Raw genomic sequence first — 19,918 nt, forward strand, 5'->3', positions numbered from 1 at the left:
GGTCGGCCAAACCCCGCCCGGCAGTGACGCGCCAGGCGCTTGACCGTAAAATGCGCGGCCTTGTTTAACCTGACTGTCGCGCAGCGACGCCGTCCTTTATGCCCTTCTCCCGCCGGGAGAAGGTGGCGCGAAGCGCCGGATGAGGGCGGGCAGGCCGCGACGGCTTTCATGATTCGGGTTGCCTCGCGGCATGCCCGTTCCGCCCATCGACCCAGAGCGAGCCAGCTTAATGAGCGCAACGCCCAAACCCTTGGTTCTGATCATCCTCGACGGCTTCGGTCACAGCGACAACCCCGAGCACAACGCCATCCACGCCGCCAACACGCCGGTCTACGACCGCCTGCGCGCCAGCTACCCGCACGGCCTGATCTCCGGCAGCGGCATGGACGTCGGCCTGCCGGACGGGCAGATGGGCAACTCCGAGGTCGGCCATATGAACCTCGGCGCCGGCCGCGTGGTGTACCAGGATTTCACCCGGGTGACCAAGGCGATCCGCGACGGCGAATTCTTCGACAACACGGCGATCAACCAGGCGCTGGACAAGGCCGTGGCCGCCGGCAAGGCCGTGCATATCCTCGGACTGCTCTCCGACGGCGGCGTGCACAGCCACCAGGATCACCTGGTGGCCATGGCCGAGCTGGCGGCGCGCCGCGGCGCCGAGAAGATCTACCTGCACGCCTTTCTCGACGGCCGCGACACCCCGCCGAAGAGCGCGCAGGGCTCCATCGAACTGCTCGATGCCACCTTCGCCCGCCTCGGCAAGGGCCGCATCGCCAGCCTGATCGGCCGCTACTTCGCGATGGACCGCGACAACCGCTGGGACCGCGTCGAGCAGGCCTACCAGCTGATCGTTGAGGGCAATGCCCAGTTCCACGCCGCCAGCGCCGTGGAGGGCCTGCAGGCCGCCTATGCGCGTGGCGAGAGCGACGAGTTCGTCAAGGCCACCGGCATCGGCGCGCCGGTGCGCGTGGAAGACGGCGACGCCGTGGTCTTTATGAACTTCCGCGCGGACAGGGCGAGAGAATTGACCCGCGCCTTCGTCGAGCCCGGCTTCAAGGAGTTCGAACGCAAGCGCGTGCCGCAGGTCGGCTTCGTCATGCTCACCCAGTACGCGGCGAGCATCCCGGCGCCGGCCGCCTTCGCCCCCGAGGCGCTGACCAACGTGCTCGGCGAATACCTGGCGAACCAGGGCAAGACCCAGCTGCGCATCGCCGAGACCGAGAAGTACGCCCATGTCACCTTCTTCTTCTCCGGTGGCCGCGAAGAGCCGTTCGAAGGCGAAGAGCGCATCCTCATCCCCTCGCCGAACGTCGCCACCTACGACCTGCAGCCGGAAATGAGCGCGCCGGAAGTCACCGACAAGATCGTCGACGCCATCGACAACCAGCGCTATGACGTGATCGTCGTCAACTACGCCAACGGCGACATGGTCGGCCATACCGGCGTGTTCGAAGCCGCGGTCAAGGCGGTGGAATGCCTCGACGCCTGCGTCGGTCGTATCGTCGAGGCGCTGGACAAGGTTGGCGGCGAGGCGCTGATCACCGCCGACCACGGCAACGTCGAGCAGATGGAAGACGAGTGCACCGGCCAGGCGCACACCGCGCACACCTGCGAGCCGGTGCCGTTCATCTACGTCGGCAAGCGCCCGGCGCGCATCCGCGCAGGCGGCGTGCTGGCCGACGTGGCGCCGACCCTGCTGAGCCTGATGGGCCTGGAAATACCGGCGGAAATGACCGGCAGGACCCTGGTCGAGCTGGAATAGGCTGCAAACCACCCTGGCGTAAGGGCGTGCCGGGACGCAGCGAACGGTACGCCATTGGCCGGTGCCTCCAGGATCTAGCGGCGCACTGCCTTAGGCGAGTACGCCCTGCGCCCGCCTACGCCTTGCGCTTCTACTTGCGGCTTGCAGCTTGCCGCCGGTTTTTTAGGCATACTAGGCGCCATTCGCTACTCCGCTCAGGTGTCGCCCAGCCCATGCTCCGCATCCTCGCCCTGATCCTGCTCAGCAGCCTGATCGCCCCCGCCCTTGCCGACCAGCGCGCCGACACCCAGCGCCAGCTGGAAGCCGCGCGCCAGGACGTGGCCGAGCTGAAGAAGCTGCTGGAAAAACTGCAGCAGGAGAAATCCGGCGTGCAGCGGCAGCTGAAGAAGACCGAGACCGAGATGGGCGCGCTGGAGAGCCAGGTCAAGGAACTGCAACGCGAGCTCAAGGGCAGCGAGGAGGAAATCCAGCGCCTGGATCAGGAGAAAAAAAAACTCCAGAGCGCGCGCACTGAGCAACAACGACTGATCGCCATCCAGGCCCGCGCCGCCTACCAGAGCGGCCGCCAGGAGTACGTCAAGCTGCTGCTCAACCAGCAGAACCCGGAAAAGTTCTCGCGCACCCTGACCTACTACGACTACCTCAGCCAGGCGCGCCTGGAACAGCTCGCGGCGTTCAACGAGACGCTGCGCCAGCTGGCCAACGTCGAGCAGGAAATCGCCAGCCACCAGGCCCATCTGCAGGCGCAGAAGGCCGGCCTCGACGAGCGCCATGCCAAGCTCGCCGAGGCGCGCAAGGAGCGCCGGCAGGCGCTGGCCAAGCTCGACAGCGAGTTCGCCAGCCGCGACCAGCGGCTCAAGGCGCGCCAGCAGGAACAGGCCGAGCTAGGCCGCGTGCTCAAGACCATCGAGGAGACCCTGGCACGTCAGGCGCGTGAAGCACGCGAGGCCGAAGCCGCGCGCCAGCGCGCACTGGCCGCCCGGCAGGCACGACCAGACGCCCCCGCCGGCGCCCCGCTGGTCAGCTCCGGAGCCGTCTACGGCGGACCTTTCGCCAGCGCGCGCGGCAAGCTGCCGTGGCCGGTCGATGGCCGTCTGGTAGCAGGCTATGGAACCCCGCGCGGCGGCGACGCTCGTACTAAATGGGACGGCGTGCTGATCGGCGCACCGGCCGGCAGCCAGGTCCGCGCCGTGCATGGCGGCCGCGTGGTCTTCGCCGACTGGTTGCGCGGCGCCGGACTGTTGGTCATTCTCGATCACGGCAACGGCTACCTGAGCCTCTACGGCCACAACCAGAGCCTGCTCAAGAGCGCGGGCGAGTTGGTCAAGGCCGGCGAGCCCATCGCCACCGTCGGTACCAGCGGCGGCCAGGACAAGCCGGCACTGTATTTCGCCATTCGCCAGGAGGGTCGCCCCAGCGATCCGGCGCAATGGTGCCGCGCGCAGGGATAGGCGCCGTTCTTCGCTAACTAGGAGTCAGACATGTCGCACCCGTTCCGTCCTACCTGCCTGGCCCTGGCCCTCGGCCTGCTGCTCGGCGCCCCCGCCCTGCAGGCCGCCGAGCCCGCACCCGTGGCGGCGAGCAGCAAGGCACCACTGCCGCTGGACGACCTGCGCACCTTCGCCGAGGTGATGGACCGGATCAAGGCCGCCTATGTCGAGCCGGTCAGCGACAAGACGCTGCTGGAGAACGCCATCAAGGGCATGCTCAGCAACCTCGACCCGCATTCGGCCTACCTCGAGCCCGAAGCCTTCCTCGAGCTGCAGGAAAGCACCAGCGGCGAGTTCGGCGGGCTGGGCATCGAGGTCGGCATGGAGGATGGCTTCGTCAAGGTGGTCTCGCCGATCGACGACACCCCGGCGTCCCAGGCCGGCATCCAGCCCGGCGACCTGATCGTCAAGATCGACGGCCAGCCGACCAAGGGCCTGTCGATGATGGAAGCGGTGGACAAGATGCGCGGCAAGGCCGGCAGCAAGATCGAACTGACCCTGGTACGTGACGGTGGCCAACCCTTCGACCTGACCCTGACCCGCGCGGTGATCAAGGTGCGCAGCGTCAAGAGCCAGATGCTCGAGGATGGCTATGGCTACCTGCGCATCTCGCAGTTCCAGGTCAATACCGGCGAGGAGGTCGGCAAGGCGCTGAGCAAGCTGCGCAAGGACAATGGCGACAAGAAGTTGCGCGGCCTGGTCATGGATCTGCGCAACAACCCCGGCGGCGTGCTGCAGGCGGCGGTGGAGGTCACCGACCATTTCCTCAAGAGCGGCCTGATCGTCTACACCGAGGGCCGCCTGGCCAACTCCGAGCTACGCTTCAACGCCGACCCGGTCGACGCCAGCGAGGGCGTGCCGCTGGTGGTGCTGATCAACGGTGGCAGCGCCTCGGCCTCGGAGATCGTCGCCGGCGCCCTTCAGGATCACAAGCGCGCGGTACTGATGGGCACCGACAGCTTCGGCAAGGGCTCGGTGCAGACCGTGCTGCCGCTGAACAATGACCGCGCCCTGAAGCTGACCACGGCGCTGTACTTCACCCCCAACGGCCGCTCGATCCAGGCCCAGGGCATAGTTCCGGACATCGAGGTGGCGCGCGCCAAGCTGACCCGCGAGCAGGACGGCGAGGGCATCAGGGAAGCCGATCTGCAGCGCCACCTGGGCAACGGCAACGGCGGCGCCGACCGCCCGAGCAAGGCCGCGCCGAGCGACCGCGCCGAGCGACCGCAGGACGAGGACTATCAGCTGAGCCAGGCGCTCAACCTGCTCAAGGGCCTGAGCGTGACCCGCGGCGGCTGAGCCGATCCAGCGAGACGAAAAAGCCCGGACATGCCTGCATGTCCGGGCTTTTTCTTGGCCGTGCCCCTGTTGGCTGTCGCCAGGCGCGCCAAGTAAGACTCGAGGCCTACAGGTAGTTCTCGGTGATCTCGTCGATGTAGCCCTCGGCGCGCAGCTCGTCCAGGGCCTTCTGCAGGCGCTCGATCACTTCGTCCGGGGTGTCCTTGTTCAGTGCCAGGTACAGTTCGGCATCGTTGAAGCGCAGCACGGTGTTGAGGCCGCTGACGTCTTCCTGCTTGGCCAGGTAGCGGCCGACCGGGTCGGTGGTGGCCCACAGGTCGATCTGTCCGCGCACCAGTTTCTTCACGTTCTCCTGGTCGCGCAGCGCGTTGATCGGCTGCAGGCCCTGGCTTTCCAGGTGCTGGCTGACCGCGTCGTTCTTGTAGGCGCCGATGCGGTACTGCGCGGCGTCCTTGAGACTGCTCACGCTGAGGTTGCTGCCGGGCGCGGCGAGCAGCACCCAGCCGGTCTTGGCAATCGGCCCGACCCACTTGAACAGCGGCTGGCGCTCGGCGGTGAAGGTGGTGGAGAACAGGCCGTAGCTGGGCTTGTCCAGGGTCAGCCGATAGAGGCGATCCCAGGGGAAGCGCAGGGTCAGGGTGTAGTCGATGCCGGCACGCTTGAACATCTCGCGCACGATATCGGCGCTGATGCCGTCGATGCCGTCGTCGCGGGCGAAGTTCTTGTCGTCCACCGCCATGTTGAACGGCGGGAAGTTCTCGGTCAGCAGCACCACCTTGTAATCCTGCGGCAGCTCCGCACGGGCGAAGCCCGCGGTCAGGAGCAAGGTGACAAACAGGCTTTTCTTCAGGTTTTTCAGCATAAGACGTTCCGCTCGCATGTGTTGTGGTTATGGCTAGCGACATCCTTGCAGGGTTCGGGCCGACCACGGCCCGGCCATCCATGGCAAACGAACGGCTGGTGGCCGGTCGTCAGGGGTCTCACAGGTAATTGCGCAGGATAGCGTCGACGACGCCCTCGGCGCGCATCTGCTCCAGCGCCGCCTGCAGCTTGCCGACGGTCTCGTCGGGCGTCGCCTTGTTCAGCGCCAGGTACAGCTCGGCGCTGTCGAAGCGCAGCACGGTCTTCAGTCCGGAGATGCCTTCCTGCTTGGCCAGGTAGCGCCCGGCCGGATCGCCGGTGGCCCACAGATCGATCTGCCCGGCCATCAGCTTCCTGGCGTTCTCCTGGTCGCGCAACGCCGTGCTGTGCTCCACGCCCCTGTCGCTCAGGTATTCGGAGATGGCGTCGCCCTTGTAGGCGCCGATGCGGTATCGGCGCGCCTCGTCCAGGCTGTTCAGGCTGAGCGGGCTGTCGCCCTTGGCCAGCAGTACCCAGTCGTCCGGCCCGATCGGCCCGACCCACTTGAACAGCTGCTCGCGCTCGGGCAGGCGAGCGGCGACGAATACGCCGTAACCCGGCTTCTCCAGCGCCAGCTTGTAGATGCGATCCCAGGGAAAGCGCAGGGTCAGGCTGTACTCGACTCCGGCGCGCTTGAACATCTCGCGGACGATATCCACGGCGATGCCGTCGATGTTGTCCTCACGGGCGAAGTTCTTGCCGTTGGTCGCCATGTTGTAGGGCGGGAAGTTCTCCGTCAGTAACACCAGGCCCGGGGCCACTTCGGCGCGCGCGGCGCTGCTCAGCACCAATAGCGTGCCGGTCAAGGCGATCAGTAGACGCTTGATCATTGAAATTATCATCCTGATTGGAATGGGGCAGACCGCGGCAGCATACCCAGCACGGAGCGCCTGGCCCAGCCTCGCGGCGCAGTTGCGTGATGCCACCGCAGGGCGGGCAAGCTGTTCGCCGGTCGCTGCCGACGATCGCGCGAGGCTATAGAAATCGGACGCGGCATGCCGTCGACTCGCCCGCAGCCTTGCCCGGTGGCGATCAGCGCACCACGATGCCGCGGCTGGCCAGATAGGCCTTGGCCTCGGGCACGGTGTATTCGCCGAAGTGGAAGATGCTCGCCGCCAGCACCGCGTCGGCCTTGCCTTCGAGGATGCCGTCGGCCAGATGCTGCAGATTGCCGACGCCGCCAGAGGCGATCACCGGCACGCGCACGGCCTCGCTGATGGCGCGGGTCACGCCGAGGTCGTAACCGCTCTTGACGCCATCCTGATCCATGCTGGTCAGCAGGATTTCGCCCGCACCCAGGCCTTCCATCTTCTTCGCCCACTCCACGGCATCCAGGCCGGTCGGCTTGCGCCCGCCGTGGGTGAAGATTTCCCAGCGGCCCGGCTCGCCCGGCGCGGACACGCGCTTGGCATCGATGGCGACGACGATGCACTGCGAGCCGAAGCGCGCCGCGGCTTCGCCGACGAACTCGGGGTTGAACACCGCGGCGGTGTTGATCGACACCTTGTCGGCGCCGGCATTGAGCAGGTTGCGGATGTCCTGCACGGTGCGCACGCCGCCACCGACGGTGAGCGGGATAAATACCTGGCTGGCCATGCGCTCGACGGTGTGCAGGGTGGTGTCGCGACCGTCGACGCTGGCGGTGATGTCGAGGAAGGTGATCTCGTCGGCGCCCTGCTCGTCGTAGCGACGGGCGATTTCGACGGGGTCCCCCGCGTCGCGGATATTCTCGAACTTGACGCCCTTGACCACGCGGCCGTTGTCCACGTCGAGGCAAGGAATGATGCGTTTGGCCAATGCCATGCTGAAACCCTCTCTAACCGGCTGCGCCGCACATCCGCGGCGTTGCGTGGTGCTCGCTCCTCGCCGTACTACAGTACTGTCTCGTCGCTGCGCGCCACGCGCCTTGCGTCTGAAGCGGCTCGCTCGCTTAGCGAGGGCTTCAGAGCGTGCTTAATTCTTGAAGCTGTCGCAGAAGGCCTGGGCCTCGGCGACGTCCAGGGTGCCTTCGTAGATGGCGCGGCCGGTGATCGCGCCAATGATGCCGGGCGAACGCGCCAGCAGCAGCTTCTCGATGTCGCCGAGGTTGTGGATGCCGCCGGAGGCTATCACCGGGATGCGGCTGGCGGCGGCCAGCGCGGCGGTGGCCTCGACGTTGCAGCCCTGCATCATGCCGTCCTTGGCGATATCGGTATAGACGATGGCGGACACGCCGTCGGCCTCGAAACGCTTGGCCAGGTCGGTGGCCTGCACGCTGGAGACTTCGGCCCAGCCATCGGTGGCGACGAAGCCGTCCTTGGCGTCCAGACCGACGATGACCTTGCCGGGGAAGGCCTTGCACGCCTCGCTGACGAATTCGGGCTGCTTGACCGCCTTGGTGCCGATGATCACGTAGCTGACGCCGGCGCGCACGTAGTGCTCGATGGTCTCCAGGGTACGGATGCCGCCGCCGATCTGGATCGGCAGGTTCGGATAGCGCCTGGCGATGGCGGTGACCACTTCGCCGTTGACCGGTTGGCCCTCGAAGGCGCCATTGAGGTCGACCAGGTGCAGGCGACGGCAGCCGCCCTCGACCCACTTGGCGGCCATGCTCACCGGGTCGTCGGAGAACACCGTGGAGTCTTCCATGCGGCCCTGGCGCAGACGCACGCAGGCGCCGTCCTTCAGATCGATAGCGGGGATAATCAGCATCGGTTGAACCTGCTCAAGTCTTGAAATTCGAAAAAGGCGCTCAGTTCTTCTCGAGCGCCCAGAGATCGCTCTCGATGCTGTCGAACCTATCCTTCAGGTGCGCCTGCACGTCGAGAATCGCCTTGTTGTAGTAGTGCGGTGCCAGCTCGCGGGTGATCAGGTCCAGCACCTCCTGCACCTCGAAGGTGCCCAGTTCGAGCTCGAAACGCTCGTCGAGGAAGCGCTGCAGCAGCACCAGCGCGGCCTGCTCCTGGGCGGGCTCCAGCGCCAGGCTCGGCACCTTGGCGCGCGCCATTACCAGCGGCCGTCCCAGGCAGCGAAGTTCTGCAGCAGCTGCAGGCCGTGGGTGTGGCTCTTCTCCGGGTGGAACTGCACGGCGAAGCGCGAGCCCTCGGCCAGTGCCGCGGCGAAGTCCTTGCCGTAGTGACCGCGACCGACCACCTGCTGCGGCTTGCCTGCCTCGATGTAATAGCTGTGCACGAAGTAAAAGCGCGCGTTGTCCGGGATGTCGTGCCACAGCGGATGCTTGACCGCCTGGCTAACCTCGTTCCAGCCCATGTGCGGCACCTTCAGGCGCTCGCCGTCCTCACTCAGGTCCTTGCCGAAGAAGCGCACCTGGCCGGGGAACAGGCCGATGCAGTCGACGCCGTCGTTCTCCTCGCTGCGCTCGAGCAGCGCCTGCATGCCGACGCAGATGCCGAGGAACGGGCGGTCGGCGCTGACTTCGCGCACCAGCTCGTCGAAGCCCAGGCGCTTGATCTCGGCCATGCAGTCGCGGATCGCACCGACACCGGGGAACACCACACGGTCGGCCTCGCGAATCACCTTGGCATCCGAGGTCACCAGCACGCGGCCGGCGCCGACGTGCTCCAGCGCCTTGGCCACCGAGTGCAGATTGCCCATGCCATAGTCGATTACGGCTACCGTCTGCATTTACAGGCAACCCTTGGTCGAGGGCATCTGCCCGGCCATGCGCGGATCCAGCTCCACGGCCATGCGCAGCGCGCGGCCGAAGGCCTTGAACACGGTCTCGATCTGGTGGTGGGTGTTGTGTCCACGCAGGTTGTCGATGTGCAGCGACACCAGGGCGTGGTTGACGAAGCCCTGGAAGAATTCCTGGAACAGGTCGACGTCGAAGTTGCCGACCACGGCGCGGGTGAACGGCACGTGCATCTGCAGCCCCGGACGACCGGAGAAGTCGATCACCACGCGCGACAGCGCCTCGTCCAGCGGCACGTAGGAATGGCCGTAGCGGGTCATGCCCTTCTTGTCGCCGACGGCCTTGGCGAAAGCCTGGCCGAGAGTGATGCCGACGTCCTCGACGGTGTGGTGGTCGTCGATATGCAGATCGCCCTTGCACTCGATATCGAGGTCGATCAGGCCATGGCGGGCGATCTGGTCGAGCATGTGCTCGAGGAAGGGCACACCGATATCGAAGCGCGCCTTGCCGCTACCGTCCAGGTTGATCGAGACCTTGACCTGGGTCTCCAGGGTGTTGCGCTCGACGAATGCCGTACGTTCGGCCATCACCAGCTCCACAAATTGCCAACGGAAAAAGGCCAGCATTATAGGCGCGCCGGGCCGGCAACGGCTACCGGCGGCGGTCGGATGGAGCGCCTGCGCCGGAGCGGATGCAGCCGGGCCCGCCATGCATCTTGCTATGCTGCGCTGCGCCCAGCCGCGAGATGGAACCTGCCATGCACAGCATCGACACCCTGATCATCGGCGCCGGCGCGCTCGGCCTGGCCTGCGCCGCGCGCCTGGCCGAGCCCCGCCGCGACACGCTGATCCTCGAAGCCGAGGGTTTGATCGGCAGCCACGCCTCCAGCCGCAACTCCGAGGTGATCCACGCCGGCCTCTACTACCCGCCCGGCTCGCTCAAGGCCGAGCTGTGCCTGGAGGGTCGCGAGCGCCTGTACGCCTGGTGCGCGCAGCACGGCGTGGCGCACCGGCGCATCGGCAAGCTGCTGGTGGCGGTGCAGCAGGACGAAATCACCAGGCTCGACGCCCTGGCGGCCAACGCCGAGGCCTGCGGCGTGCACGATCTACAGGACATCGACCAGGCGCGCCTGGGCGAGCTGGAACCGGCGCTGCACGGCGTGCGCGCCCTGCTCTCGCCGAGCACCGGCATCATCGACAGCCACGCCTATCTGCAGTCGCTGCTGGCGCTGGCCGAGCGCCGCGGCGCGCAACTCGTCCTGCACAGCCGCGTCGAGCGCCTGCAACGCGACCGCGAGGCCTGGATCGCCAGCGGTCACAGCGCAGGCGAGGCCTTCAGCCTGCGCGCGCAACGGGTGATCAACGCTGGAGGCCTGTTCGCCCAGCGCCTCGCCGCACGCACCGAGGGCCTGCAGGCGCCGCTGCTGCACCTGTGCCAGGGCCGCTACTTCGGCTACGCCGGCCGCTCGCCGTTCAGCCATCTGATCTATCCCATGCCGGAGGCAAACACCGCCGGTCTGGGCATTCACGCCACCCTCGACCTGGCCGGCCAACTGCGTTTCGGCCCCGACGTGCACTGGCTGGACACGCTCGACTACCGGGTCGACGAAAGCCTGCGCGCGCCCTTCGCCGCCGCCATCGCCCGCTACTTCCCGGCCCTCGACGCCGCGCGCCTGCAACCCGGCTACGCCGGCGTGCGCGCCAAGCTCAGCGGCCCCGGGGAACCGGCCGCCGACTTCCTGATCCAAACCCCTGCCGACCACCGCCTGCCCGGCCTGGTCAACCTGTTCGGCATCGAATCGCCGGGGCTGACCGCCAGCCTGGCCATCGCCGAGCGGGTCGCCAGGGCGCTGTGACGCTATACTCGGCGCCCATTATCGACGGCTGAGCAAGCCCCACGCTCAGCTCGCCTGCATTTCCCGTTATCGAAACAAGGACTCGTCCATGAAAGCGCTCGGCAAGATCCTGGGTCTTTTCCTCCTCGGGCTGCTGCTGATCATAGTGGCGCTGTTGTTCGCCCTGACCCATCTGTTCGACCCCAACGACTACAAGGACGAGATCCGCCAGATCGCCCGCGACAAGGCCAACCTCGAGCTGCAGCTCAAGGGCGATATCGGCTGGAGCCTGTTCCCCTGGCTGGGCCTGGAGCTGACCGACGCCACCCTGGCCAGCGCCGACACTCCGGACCAGCCCTTCGCCGACCTGCGCCTGCTCGGCCTGTCGGTGCGAGTGATGCCGCTGCTGCGCCGGGAAGTGCAGATGAGCGATATCCGCATCGACGGCCTCAACCTCGATCTGCAGCGCGACGCCAAGGGCCGCGGCAACTGGGAAGGCATCGGCAAGCCGGCGCAGGCCGACGCTGCGTCGCCGACCCCGCCCGCGCAGACGCCCGCCGAAACGGATACCGCCGACGCTCCGGCCAGCACGCCAGCCGGCCAACCGCTCAAGCTGGATATCGACAGCCTGACCCTGAGCAACTCGCGCATCGACTACCACGACGCGCAGAAGGATCAGCAGCTGACCGTGGAAAACATCGAGCTGAAGACCGGCGCCATCCGCGAGGGCGCCGCCGTGCCGCTCAAGCTAAGCGCCTTCTTCGGCACCAACCAGCCGCTGCTGCGCGCGCGCAGCGAGATGGAGGGCGAGCTGCGCTTCGACCGCGCACTTGGCCGCTACCAGCTGGAGGACCTCAAGCTGAGCGGCGAGGCCTCCGGCGAGCCGCTGGGCGGCAAGACGCTGAACTTCTCCGCGCAGGGCCAGCTGCTGCTCGACCAGGCGGCCAACGTCGCCGAATGGAACGGCCTGAAGCTGTCCGCCAACCAGCTGCGCGCCCTCGGCGAGCTGAAGGTACGTGAACTGGACAAGGCACCCAAGCTGGCCGGCGGCCTGTCCATCGCCCAGCTCAACCTGCGCGAGTTCCTCACCGGCATCGGCGTAGAGCTGCCGGCCATGCAGGGCGCCGACAGCCTCGACCAGTTCGAGCTGACCAGCCGCCTCAGCGGCAGCGACAACAGCCTGCATCTGGAAGGGCTCAGCCTCAAGCTCGACGGCAGCAGCTTCAGCGGCAGCCTCGGCGTGGCCGACCTGGCCAGGCAGGCGCTGCGCGTCGACCTCAAGGGCGACAAGCTCGACCTCGACCGCTACCTGCCGCCCAAGAGCAAGGACAGCGCCGGTACCGCCCGCCAGACCGAGGTCAAGGAAAGCGTCGCCGACGCCGGCAAGAACGGCACCACGCCGCTACCCAAGGCGCCGACCCAGCAGGCCTGGAGCGACGAGAAGGTACTGCCGATCGATCAGCTGCGCAAACTCGACCTGCAACTGGCGCTGAGCCTGGGTCAGCTGACCTTCGATCAGCAGTCGTTCACCGACGTCAGCCTCAAGGCCAACGGCCGCGGCGGCCTGATCACCCTGCAGGAGGCGCGCGGCAAGTTGCAGGGCGGCAGCTTCGTCGGCAGCGGCCGCATCGACGTGCGCCAGGCCGAGCCCATGCTCAGCCTGGAGCAGCGCCTCAGCCGCCTGCCGCTGGAGCCGCTGTTGAAGAAGGACGACCAGCCCGCGCCGATCAAGGGCCTGCTCGACCTGGAGGCCAGCCTCAACACCCGCGGCAACAGCCAGAAGGCCTGGGTCGAGGCGCTCAACGGCAACGCCAGCTTCGTTCTCAACGACGGCGTGCTGGTCGACGCCAACCTCGAACAGCAGCTGTGCCGCGGCATCGCCACGCTCAATCGCAAGACCCTGAGCAACCCGCCGAAAGGCAAGGACACCCCCTTCCGCGAGCTCAAGGGCAGCCTCAGCGTGCGCGACGGCGTGGCCCACAACCCCGATCTGAGAGCGCTGGTCCCGGGCCTGGCGGTCAGCGGCAAGGGCGACCTGGATCTGCGCGTGCTCGGCCTCGACTACCAGGTCGGCGTCACCCTCGAGGGCGACCAGCGCGAAATGCCCGACCCTGCCTGCCAGGTCAACGAACGCTACGTCGGCATCGAATGGCCGCTGCGCTGCCGCGGCCCGCTGGAGCTGGGCGCCAAGGCCTGCCGCCTGGATCAGGACGGCCTCGGCAAGATCGCCGCGCGCCTGGCCGGCAACAAGCTGACCGAGAAGCTCGAGGAGAAGCTCGGTGACAAGGTCAGCCCGGAACTCAAGGACGCGCTGAAAGGCCTGTTCAATCGATGACCCCCGAGCAATTCAACGGCGCCGTGCTGGCCTGGTACGACCAGCACGGACGCAAGGACCTGCCCTGGCAGCAGGGCATCACCCCGTATCGCGTGTGGGTGTCGGAAATCATGCTGCAGCAGACCCAGGTCAGCACCGTGCTTGGCTATTTCGACCGCTTTATGGACGCATTGCCCACCGTGCGCGACCTGGCCGAAGCGCCCGAGGACGAAGTGCTGCACCTGTGGACGGGCCTGGGCTACTACACCCGCGCGCGCAACCTGCAGAAGACCGCGCAGATCGTCATGCGCGAGCACGGTGGCGAGTTTCCCCGCAGCGTCGACGCGCTCAGCGAACTGCCCGGCATCGGCCGCTCCACCGCCGGCGCCATCGCCAGCCTGAGCATGGGCCTGCGCGCGCCGATCCTCGACGGCAACGTCAAGCGCGTGCTGGCGCGCTACGTGGCGCAGGAGGGTTATCCGGGCGAGCCCAAGGTGGCCAAGCAGCTGTGGGACGTGGCCGAGCGCCTCACCCCGCACGAGCGGGTCGGCCACTACACCCAGGCGATGATGGATCTCGGCGCCACCCTTTGCACCCGCAGCAAGCCCAGCTGCCTGCTGTGCCCGGTGCGCAGCGGCTGCCAGGCGCACCTGCTCGGCCTGGAAATCCGCTACCCGATAGCCAAGCCGCGCAAGACGCTACCGCAGAAGCGCACGCTGATGCCGATCCTGGCCAATGCCGACGGCGAGATCCTGCTCTATCGACGCCCCTCCACGGGCCTGTGGGGCGGATTGTGGAGCCTGCCCGAGTTGGACGACCTGCAAGCCCTCGACGAGCTGGGCCGGCAACACGGCCTGCAGCTCGGCGAGCGCGACGAACTACCCGGCCTGACCCATACCTTCAGCCACTTCCAGCTGGCCATCGAACCCTGGCTGGTGCGCGTCGCCACTCAGGCGCCGCGCGTGGCCGAAGTAGACTGGCTCTGGTATAACCTCGCCACCCCGCCGCGTCTGGGCTTAGCCGCCCCGGTGAAGAAGCTGCTCAAGCGCGCGGCGCAAGCCATCATCGCTGGAGAACCCGCATGACCCGCACTGTGCTGTGCCGCAAGTACAAAGAGCAACTTCCCGGCCTGGACCGCGCGCCCTACCCCGGCCCCAAGGGCGAGGACATCTTCAACAACGTGTCCAAGCAGGCCTGGGACGAATGGCAAAAGCACCAGACCATGCTGATCAACGAACGCCGGCTGAACATGATGAACGCCGAGGACCGCAAGTTCCTGCAGAGCGAGATGGACAAGTTCCTCTCCGGCGAGGAATACGCCCAGGCCGAAGGCTACGTACCGCCGAGCGAGTAAGAGGTAGGGTGCGCCGCGCGCACCAAGGCATCTGAAGGGCGGTGCGCATGGCGCACCCTACCCTCACGAACCTAAGCGCCCGAAATAATTAAATATTTTTCAAACCCGCGCTTGACACTGATCCTGCAAATCCGTCTAATAGCGCCCCGTTGGCCCAGGTAGCTCAGTTGGTAGAGCAGGGGATTGAAAATCCCCGTGTCGGCGGTTCGATTCCGTCCCTGGGCACCATGAATAGCAAACGAAGAGCCTCAGCCATGCGCTGGGGCTTTTTGCTTTCTGTCTCCAGCAATTTACCCATGCCATTATTTCGCCTGCGCGACAAGCAGCTGCAGCCAGGCGACACCTGCGCCCCAGTCCCCCTCCAACGCCCGGCAAACGGCTTGGCGGTCACGGAAACGCTATGCTAGCTTGGCCGCCAGCCAGGAAGGCCCGCTGCATGCCGGAGCGCTTTCGAAGAAGAAGAGGATCACACCCCATGGCCGAGGCGACGCCCGCGCTGGAAATCCGCAACCTGCACAAACGCTACGGCGACCTCGAAGTGCTCAAGGGCATTTCCCTGACGGCCAGAGACGGCGACGTCATCTCCATTCTCGGTTCTTCCGGCTCCGGCAAGTCCACGTTCCTGCGCTGCATCAATCTGCTGGAAAACCCGCATCAGGGGCAGATCTTCGTCGCCGGCGAGGAGCTCAAGCTCAAGGCCGCGAAGAACGGCGACCTGGTCGCCGCCGACAACCGGCAGATCAATCGCCTGCGCAGCGAGATCGGTTTCGTCTTCCAGAATTTCAACCTGTGGCCGCACATGAGCGTGCTCGACAACATCATCGAGGCGCCGCGCCGCGTGCTCGGCCAGAGCAAGGCCGAGGCCATCGAGGTGGCCGAGGCGCTGCTGGCCAAGGTCGGCATCGCCGACAAGCGCCACGTCTATCCCAACCAGCTCTCCGGAGGCCAGCAGCAGCGCGCAGCCATCGCCCGCACCCTGGCCATGCAACCGAAGGTGATCCTGTTCGACGAGCCCACCTCGGCGCTGGACCCGGAGATGGTACAAGAAGTGCTTAATGTGATCCGCGCGCTCGCCGAAGAGGGGCGCACCATGCTGCTGGTCACCCACGAGATGAGCTTCGCCCGCCAGGTGTCCAGCGAGGTGGTGTTCCTCCATCAGGGCCTGGTCGAGGAAAAGGGGCCACCGGCCCAGGTATTTGACAACCCGCAATCGGCACGCTGTAAACAATTCATGTCCAGCAATCGTTAACACGGAGCAACATGCATGCAGAACTATAAGAAGATCCTGCTGGCCGCGGCCGCCACCCTGGCCTTCGGCACCAGCGCTGTCGCCGCCGACAAGCTCAAGCTCGGCACCGAAGGCGCCTACCCGCCCTTCAACCTGATCGACGCCAGCGGCAAGGTCACCGGCTTCGACGTGGAAATCGGCCAGGCACTGTGCGCCAAGATGCAGGTCGAGTGCGGGGTGGTCACCTCCGACTGGGACGGTATCATCCCGGCGCTGAACGCCAAGAAGTTCGACTTCCTGATCGCCTCGATGTCGATCACCGAGGAGCGCCAGGCCGCGGTCGATTTCACCGAGCCCTACTACACCAACAAGCTGCAGTTCATCGCGCCGAAGTCGGCCGACTTCAAGACCGACGAGGCCAGCCTCAAGGACAAGGTGATCGGCGCCCAGCGCGCCACCATCGCCGGCACCTGGCTGGAGGACAACCTGGACGACGTGGTCGACATCAAGCTCTACGATACCCAGGAGAATGCCTACCTCGACCTGGCGTCGGGCCGCCTCGACGGCGTGCTGGCCGATACCTTCGTCAACTGGGAATGGCTCAAGAGCGACGCCGGCAAGGACTTCGAGTTCAAGGGCGACCCGGTGTTCGACAACGACAAGATCGGCATCGCCGTGCGCAAGGGCGACCCGCTGCGCGAGAAGCTGAACACCGCGCTGCAGGCCATCATCGAAGACGGCACCTACAAGCAGATCAACGACAAGTACTTCCCGTTCAGCATCTACTGACCTGACGGCACTACGCCGCCAGCAGGCGGCGCAGCGGCCCGAGCCCTCCGATGATTCTCGATCTCCACGGATTCGGCCCCGCCCTGGCCGCCGGCACCCTGATGACCATCAAACTGGCGCTCTCCGCGCTGGCGGTGGGCCTGGTGCTCGGTCTGCTCGGTGCGCTGGCCAAGACTTCGCCGTACAAGCCGCTGCAGTGGCTCGGCGGCAGCTATTCGACCATCGTACGCGGCGTGCCCGAACTGCTCTGGGTGCTGCTGATCTATTTCGGCACGGTCGGCCTGATGCGCAGCCTGGCCGACCTGCTCGGCGTCGAGAGCCTCGAGCTCTCCGCCTTCGCCGCCGGCACCATCGCCCTCGGCCTGTGCTTCGGCGCCTATGCCACCGAGGTGTTCCGCGGCGCCATCCTGGCCATTCCCAAGGGTCACCGCGAAGCCGGCATGGCTCTCGGTCTGTCCAAGGGACGCATCCTCGCCAAGCTGATCCTGCCGCAGATGTGGCGCATCGCCCTGCCCGGCCTGGGTAACCTGTTCATGATCCTGATGAAGGACACCGCGCTGGTCTCGGTGATCGGGCTGGAAGAGATCATGCGCCGCTCGCAGATCGCCGTGACCGCGAGCAAGGAGCCTTTCACCTTCTACCTGGTCGCCGCCCTCATTTACCTGAGCCTGACCATCGTCGCCATGATCGGCCTGCATTTCCTCGAGAAGCGCGCCAGCCGCGGCTTCGTCCGGAGCGCCTGATGAACTGGGAAGTCATAATCAAATGGCTGCCGCGCCTGTCCGAAGGCGCGCTGCTGACCCTCGAGCTGGTGGCCATCGCCGTCGTCGCCGGGCTGATCCTCGCCCTGCCGATGGGCATCGCCCGCGCCTCCAGGCACTGGTACGTGCGCGCCCTGCCCTATGGCTACATCTTCTTCTTCCGCGGCACGCCGCTCTTGGTGCAGCTGTTTCTGGTCTATTACGGCCTGGCCCAGTTCGACGCCGTGCGCCAGGGTCCGCTCTGGCCCTACCTGCGCGATCCGTACTGGTGCGCCATCCTCACCATGACTCTGCACACCGCCGCCTACATAGCCGAGATCCTGCGCGGCGCCATCCAGGCCGTGCCGCCGGGCGAAGTGGAGGCGGCGCGCGCGCTGGGCATGTCGCGGGCCAAGACCATGCTCTACATCGTCCTGCCGCGCGCCGCGCGCATCGGCCTGCCGGCCTACAGCAATGAGGTGATCCTGATGCTCAAGGCCAGCGCCCTGGCCAGCACCGTGACCCTGCTGGAGCTGACCGGCATGGCGCGCACCATCATCGCCCGCACCTACCTGCCGGTGGAGATCTTCTTCGCCGCCGGCCTGTTCTACCTGGCCATCGCCTTCGTCCTGGTCCGCGCCTTCCGCGTGCTCGAACGCTGGCTGCGCGTCGACGCCTGCCAGGGCCGCTGATCGGCGCCGGGCCGCCGTCTCTCGACGGCCCGGCGCGGCCTACCTAGAATCCGCGGCCCGATCCTGCCGCCCCTGATCATGTCCGAGCCCATCCTCCACGGCCCCGAGCTGCTCGCCCGCTTCCAGGAACTGGACGCTTTCCTCGTCCGCCATCAGGCGCTGTGGCGACCCAAGCCGTTCACCCAACTGCAACTGCCGTGGGAGGCCGAGCTGCCGCAGCTCGCCGCCTGGCTGCGCGGGCGCACGCTGGAGCAGGCCGAGGCCAACCACGGCGAACCCTGGGCGCTGGATGCGCCCGCGCCGTTTGCGCAACTTGCCGGCCGCGCGCGAGCCCTGGCCGCGCTCGGTGAACTGCCGAGCGCCGAACTGCCGAGCCGCCCCAGCCGCTTCGGCGTCGACGTCCCCGGGCGCAAGCTCGAGCAGATCCAGGCCTTCGCCAGTCGCCTGCGCTTCGATCGGCGCCCGCGCCACTGGCTCGACTGGTGCGCGGGCAAGGGTCATCTGGGACGCTGGCTGACTCACGAGGACCAGCGCCTGACCTGCCTGGAGTACGATCCGGCGTTGGTGGCCGCCGGCGTCGAACTGAGCCGGCGCCTGACCCTGGATGCGACGCACCGGCAACAGGACGTGCTCGCCGAGAGCGCCACCGCCTGCCTGGAAGCCGAGCATACGCCGGTGGCCCTGCATGCCTGCGGCGACCTGCACGTGCGCCTGCTGCACCTGGCCAGCGCGCGTGGCTGCCGGCAGCTGGCGGTGGCGCCCTGCTGCTACAACCGCACCACCGCCATGCAGTACCAGCCTCTTTCAAACGCCGCCCGCGTCTCGACCCTGTCGCTGTCGCGCGACGACCTCGGCCTGCCGCTGAGCGAAACCGTCACCGCCGGTGCCCGCGAACGCCGTCAACGCGACCGCTCGATGGCTTGGCGCCTGGCCTTCGACCTGCTGCAGCGCCAGCTGCGCGACAGCGATAGGTACTTGCCCACGCCCTCGCTGAACAGCGCCTGGTTCGCCAAGCCGTTCGCCACGTTCTGCCAGGATCTCGCCCTGCTGCGCGGCGCCCCGCCGCCCGGCGAGCAGGACTGGAGCGCACTGGAAGCCCGCGGCTGGCAGCGTCTGGCCGAGGTGCGCAACCTGGAACTGCTGCGCAACCTGTTCCGCCGTCCGCTGGAGCTCTGGCTGCTGCTCGACCGCGCCCTGTACCTGCAGGAGCAGGGCTTCACCGTCCAGCTGGGCAGCTTCTGTGACTACCGACTCAGTCCACGCAACCTGCTGCTGCTGGCCGAGCGCGCCTGAATTGCTCACAAAAGCTGTGGATAACTCTGTTGATGCTTTCTGGGCAAATGCCGCAAGCGCCCTGGCCAATGCCCCTGGAAACGACTGATCGTTTTTTGACCATAGCTTTTAGCCTAGAAAAAACAATGACTTGCATAAATCTGTGACATACCGCACAGAGACTATGCACGATCGTGTCAAGTACATTGCCATTGTGCATAAGCACAGCCCTGCTGATAGCCGAGCCAGCAACCAGGAGCCCCGCACAAGCTTTACTCGCCATACCGAATGGATATAATGGCGGCCCTTCCGTGCCGGTATAGCTCAGCTGGTAGAGCAACTGACTTGTAATCAGTAGGTCCCGGGTTCGACTCCTGGTGCCGGCACCATCTAAATCAATGACTTAGGCTCACCCTGTGGTGGGCCTTTTTCGTTTCTGGGGGCTTCCGTACCTGTTTGGTGTCTATAAGGCACGAACGAGTGGCCACCCCGGAGTACCGGCCCCATCCCAAGACTCACGATGGCCTATGGCATTGGCAGCGCATGAGCTACAAAAAAATGCTATTCCTGCAGCGTTCAGCTAAGGTCTGATTAACGAAACCGATGCTTTGCC

19 protein-coding genes and 2 tRNA genes are annotated in these 19,918 nt (G+C 66.5%); 14 read left to right on the forward strand and 7 right to left on the reverse strand.

Annotated features, from left to right (window positions below):
• The first annotated feature begins 229 nt into the window (after nucleotides 1–229).
• The 3 genes from gpmI to ACUTAF_RS19465 all read left to right on the forward strand — a co-directional run bounded on the left by gpmI (nucleotide 230) and on the right by ACUTAF_RS19465 (nucleotide 4,551).
• Complete coding sequence (gene gpmI / locus ACUTAF_RS19455) at nucleotides 230–1,762, forward strand: 2,3-bisphosphoglycerate-independent phosphoglycerate mutase (RefSeq protein ID WP_445581522.1); 1,533 nt, start codon at nucleotides 230–232, stop codon at nucleotides 1,760–1,762.
• Nucleotides 1,763–1,974: 212 nt separating this feature from the next.
• Nucleotides 1,975–3,213: a murein hydrolase activator EnvC family protein gene (locus ACUTAF_RS19460; RefSeq protein ID WP_445581523.1), complete on the forward strand. Its 1,239-nt coding sequence runs from the start codon at nucleotides 1,975–1,977 to the stop codon at nucleotides 3,211–3,213.
• 30 nt (nucleotides 3,214–3,243) lie between these two features.
• On the forward strand, nucleotides 3,244–4,551 hold the full coding sequence (locus ACUTAF_RS19465) for a S41 family peptidase (protein ID WP_445581524.1): 1,308 nt from the start codon (nucleotides 3,244–3,246) through the stop codon (nucleotides 4,549–4,551).
• 106 nt (nucleotides 4,552–4,657) lie between these two features.
• On the opposite strand, the gene ACUTAF_RS19470 is transcribed toward ACUTAF_RS19465, so the two are convergent.
• The 7 genes from ACUTAF_RS19470 to hisB all read right to left on the reverse strand — a co-directional run bounded on the left by ACUTAF_RS19470 (nucleotide 4,658) and on the right by hisB (nucleotide 9,669).
• Nucleotides 4,658–5,413, reverse strand: a complete 756-nt coding sequence (locus ACUTAF_RS19470; RefSeq protein WP_445581525.1) for a substrate-binding periplasmic protein — start codon at nucleotides 5,411–5,413, stop codon at nucleotides 4,658–4,660.
• Nucleotides 5,414–5,531: 118 nt separating this feature from the next.
• Complete coding sequence (locus tag ACUTAF_RS19475; RefSeq protein WP_445581526.1) at nucleotides 5,532–6,281, reverse strand: substrate-binding periplasmic protein; 750 nt, start codon at nucleotides 6,279–6,281, stop codon at nucleotides 5,532–5,534.
• A gap of 202 nt (nucleotides 6,282–6,483) precedes the next feature.
• Nucleotides 6,484–7,254 carry an imidazole glycerol phosphate synthase subunit HisF gene (gene hisF / locus ACUTAF_RS19480; protein WP_445581527.1) on the reverse strand — a complete coding sequence of 257 codons (771 nt, stop codon included), beginning with the start codon at nucleotides 7,252–7,254 and terminating at the stop codon, nucleotides 6,484–6,486.
• 150 nt (nucleotides 7,255–7,404) lie between these two features.
• The gene (gene hisA / locus ACUTAF_RS19485) at nucleotides 7,405–8,142 is read right to left on the reverse strand and encodes a 1-(5-phosphoribosyl)-5-[(5-phosphoribosylamino)methylideneamino]imidazole-4-carboxamide isomerase (RefSeq protein WP_445581528.1); all 738 of its coding nucleotides are present in this window, start codon (nucleotides 8,140–8,142) and stop codon (nucleotides 7,405–7,407) included.
• 40 nt (nucleotides 8,143–8,182) lie between these two features.
• Nucleotides 8,183–8,437 (reverse strand): DUF2164 domain-containing protein, encoded by a 255-nt coding sequence (locus tag ACUTAF_RS19490; protein ID WP_445581529.1) that lies wholly within the window; start codon nucleotides 8,435–8,437, stop codon nucleotides 8,183–8,185.
• Entirely contained in the window at nucleotides 8,437–9,075 is a 639-nt protein-coding gene (gene hisH, locus ACUTAF_RS19495; protein ID WP_445581530.1) for an imidazole glycerol phosphate synthase subunit HisH, read from the reverse strand. The genes ACUTAF_RS19490 and hisH overlap by 1 nt, the downstream gene beginning before the upstream one ends.
• The gene (gene hisB, locus ACUTAF_RS19500; RefSeq protein ID WP_021443389.1) at nucleotides 9,076–9,669 is read right to left on the reverse strand and encodes an imidazoleglycerol-phosphate dehydratase HisB; all 594 of its coding nucleotides are present in this window, start codon (nucleotides 9,667–9,669) and stop codon (nucleotides 9,076–9,078) included.
• Nucleotides 9,670–9,839: 170 nt separating this feature from the next.
• Here hisB and ACUTAF_RS19505 point away from each other — a divergent pair, with 170 nt between their 5' ends.
• The 11 genes from ACUTAF_RS19505 (at nucleotide 9,840) to ACUTAF_RS19555 (ending at nucleotide 19,694) form a co-directional block, all read left to right on the forward strand.
• Entirely contained in the window at nucleotides 9,840–10,937 is a 1,098-nt protein-coding gene (locus tag ACUTAF_RS19505) for an NAD(P)/FAD-dependent oxidoreductase (protein ID WP_445581531.1), read from the forward strand.
• 88 nt (nucleotides 10,938–11,025) lie between these two features.
• Entirely contained in the window at nucleotides 11,026–13,251 is a 2,226-nt protein-coding gene (locus ACUTAF_RS19510; protein WP_445581532.1) for an AsmA family protein, read from the forward strand.
• Entirely contained in the window at nucleotides 13,248–14,315 is a 1,068-nt protein-coding gene (mutY, locus tag ACUTAF_RS19515) for an A/G-specific adenine glycosylase (protein ID WP_445581533.1), read from the forward strand. The genes ACUTAF_RS19510 and mutY overlap by 4 nt, the downstream gene beginning before the upstream one ends.
• Nucleotides 14,312–14,584, forward strand: coding sequence for an oxidative damage protection protein (locus ACUTAF_RS19520; RefSeq protein ID WP_445581534.1), 273 nt, complete (start codon nucleotides 14,312–14,314; stop codon nucleotides 14,582–14,584). The genes mutY and ACUTAF_RS19520 overlap by 4 nt, the downstream gene beginning before the upstream one ends.
• Before the next feature lie 152 nt (nucleotides 14,585–14,736).
• Nucleotides 14,737–14,812: transfer RNA gene (locus ACUTAF_RS19525), tRNA-Phe, on the forward strand.
• A gap of 247 nt (nucleotides 14,813–15,059) precedes the next feature.
• Complete coding sequence (locus ACUTAF_RS19530; RefSeq protein ID WP_445581535.1) at nucleotides 15,060–15,833, forward strand: ABC transporter ATP-binding protein; 774 nt, start codon at nucleotides 15,060–15,062, stop codon at nucleotides 15,831–15,833.
• A gap of 15 nt (nucleotides 15,834–15,848) precedes the next feature.
• Nucleotides 15,849–16,601 carry an ABC transporter substrate-binding protein gene (locus ACUTAF_RS19535; protein WP_445581536.1) on the forward strand — a complete coding sequence of 251 codons (753 nt, stop codon included), beginning with the start codon at nucleotides 15,849–15,851 and terminating at the stop codon, nucleotides 16,599–16,601.
• 50 nt (nucleotides 16,602–16,651) lie between these two features.
• The gene (locus tag ACUTAF_RS19540; protein WP_445581537.1) at nucleotides 16,652–17,344 is read left to right on the forward strand and encodes an ABC transporter permease; all 693 of its coding nucleotides are present in this window, start codon (nucleotides 16,652–16,654) and stop codon (nucleotides 17,342–17,344) included.
• On the forward strand, nucleotides 17,344–18,033 hold the full coding sequence (locus ACUTAF_RS19545) for an ABC transporter permease (RefSeq protein ID WP_445581538.1): 690 nt from the start codon (nucleotides 17,344–17,346) through the stop codon (nucleotides 18,031–18,033). Before ACUTAF_RS19540 ends, ACUTAF_RS19545 begins: the two co-directional genes overlap by 1 nt.
• A gap of 78 nt (nucleotides 18,034–18,111) precedes the next feature.
• A complete protein-coding gene (locus tag ACUTAF_RS19550; protein WP_445581539.1) occupies nucleotides 18,112–19,326 on the forward strand; it encodes a methyltransferase in 1,215 nt (404 codons plus the stop codon).
• A gap of 292 nt (nucleotides 19,327–19,618) precedes the next feature.
• Nucleotides 19,619–19,694 (forward strand) — tRNA-Thr (locus ACUTAF_RS19555).
• Nucleotides 19,695–19,918 lie beyond the last annotated feature (224 nt).

This window comes from Pseudomonas sp. SP16.1 (assembly GCF_052682975.1).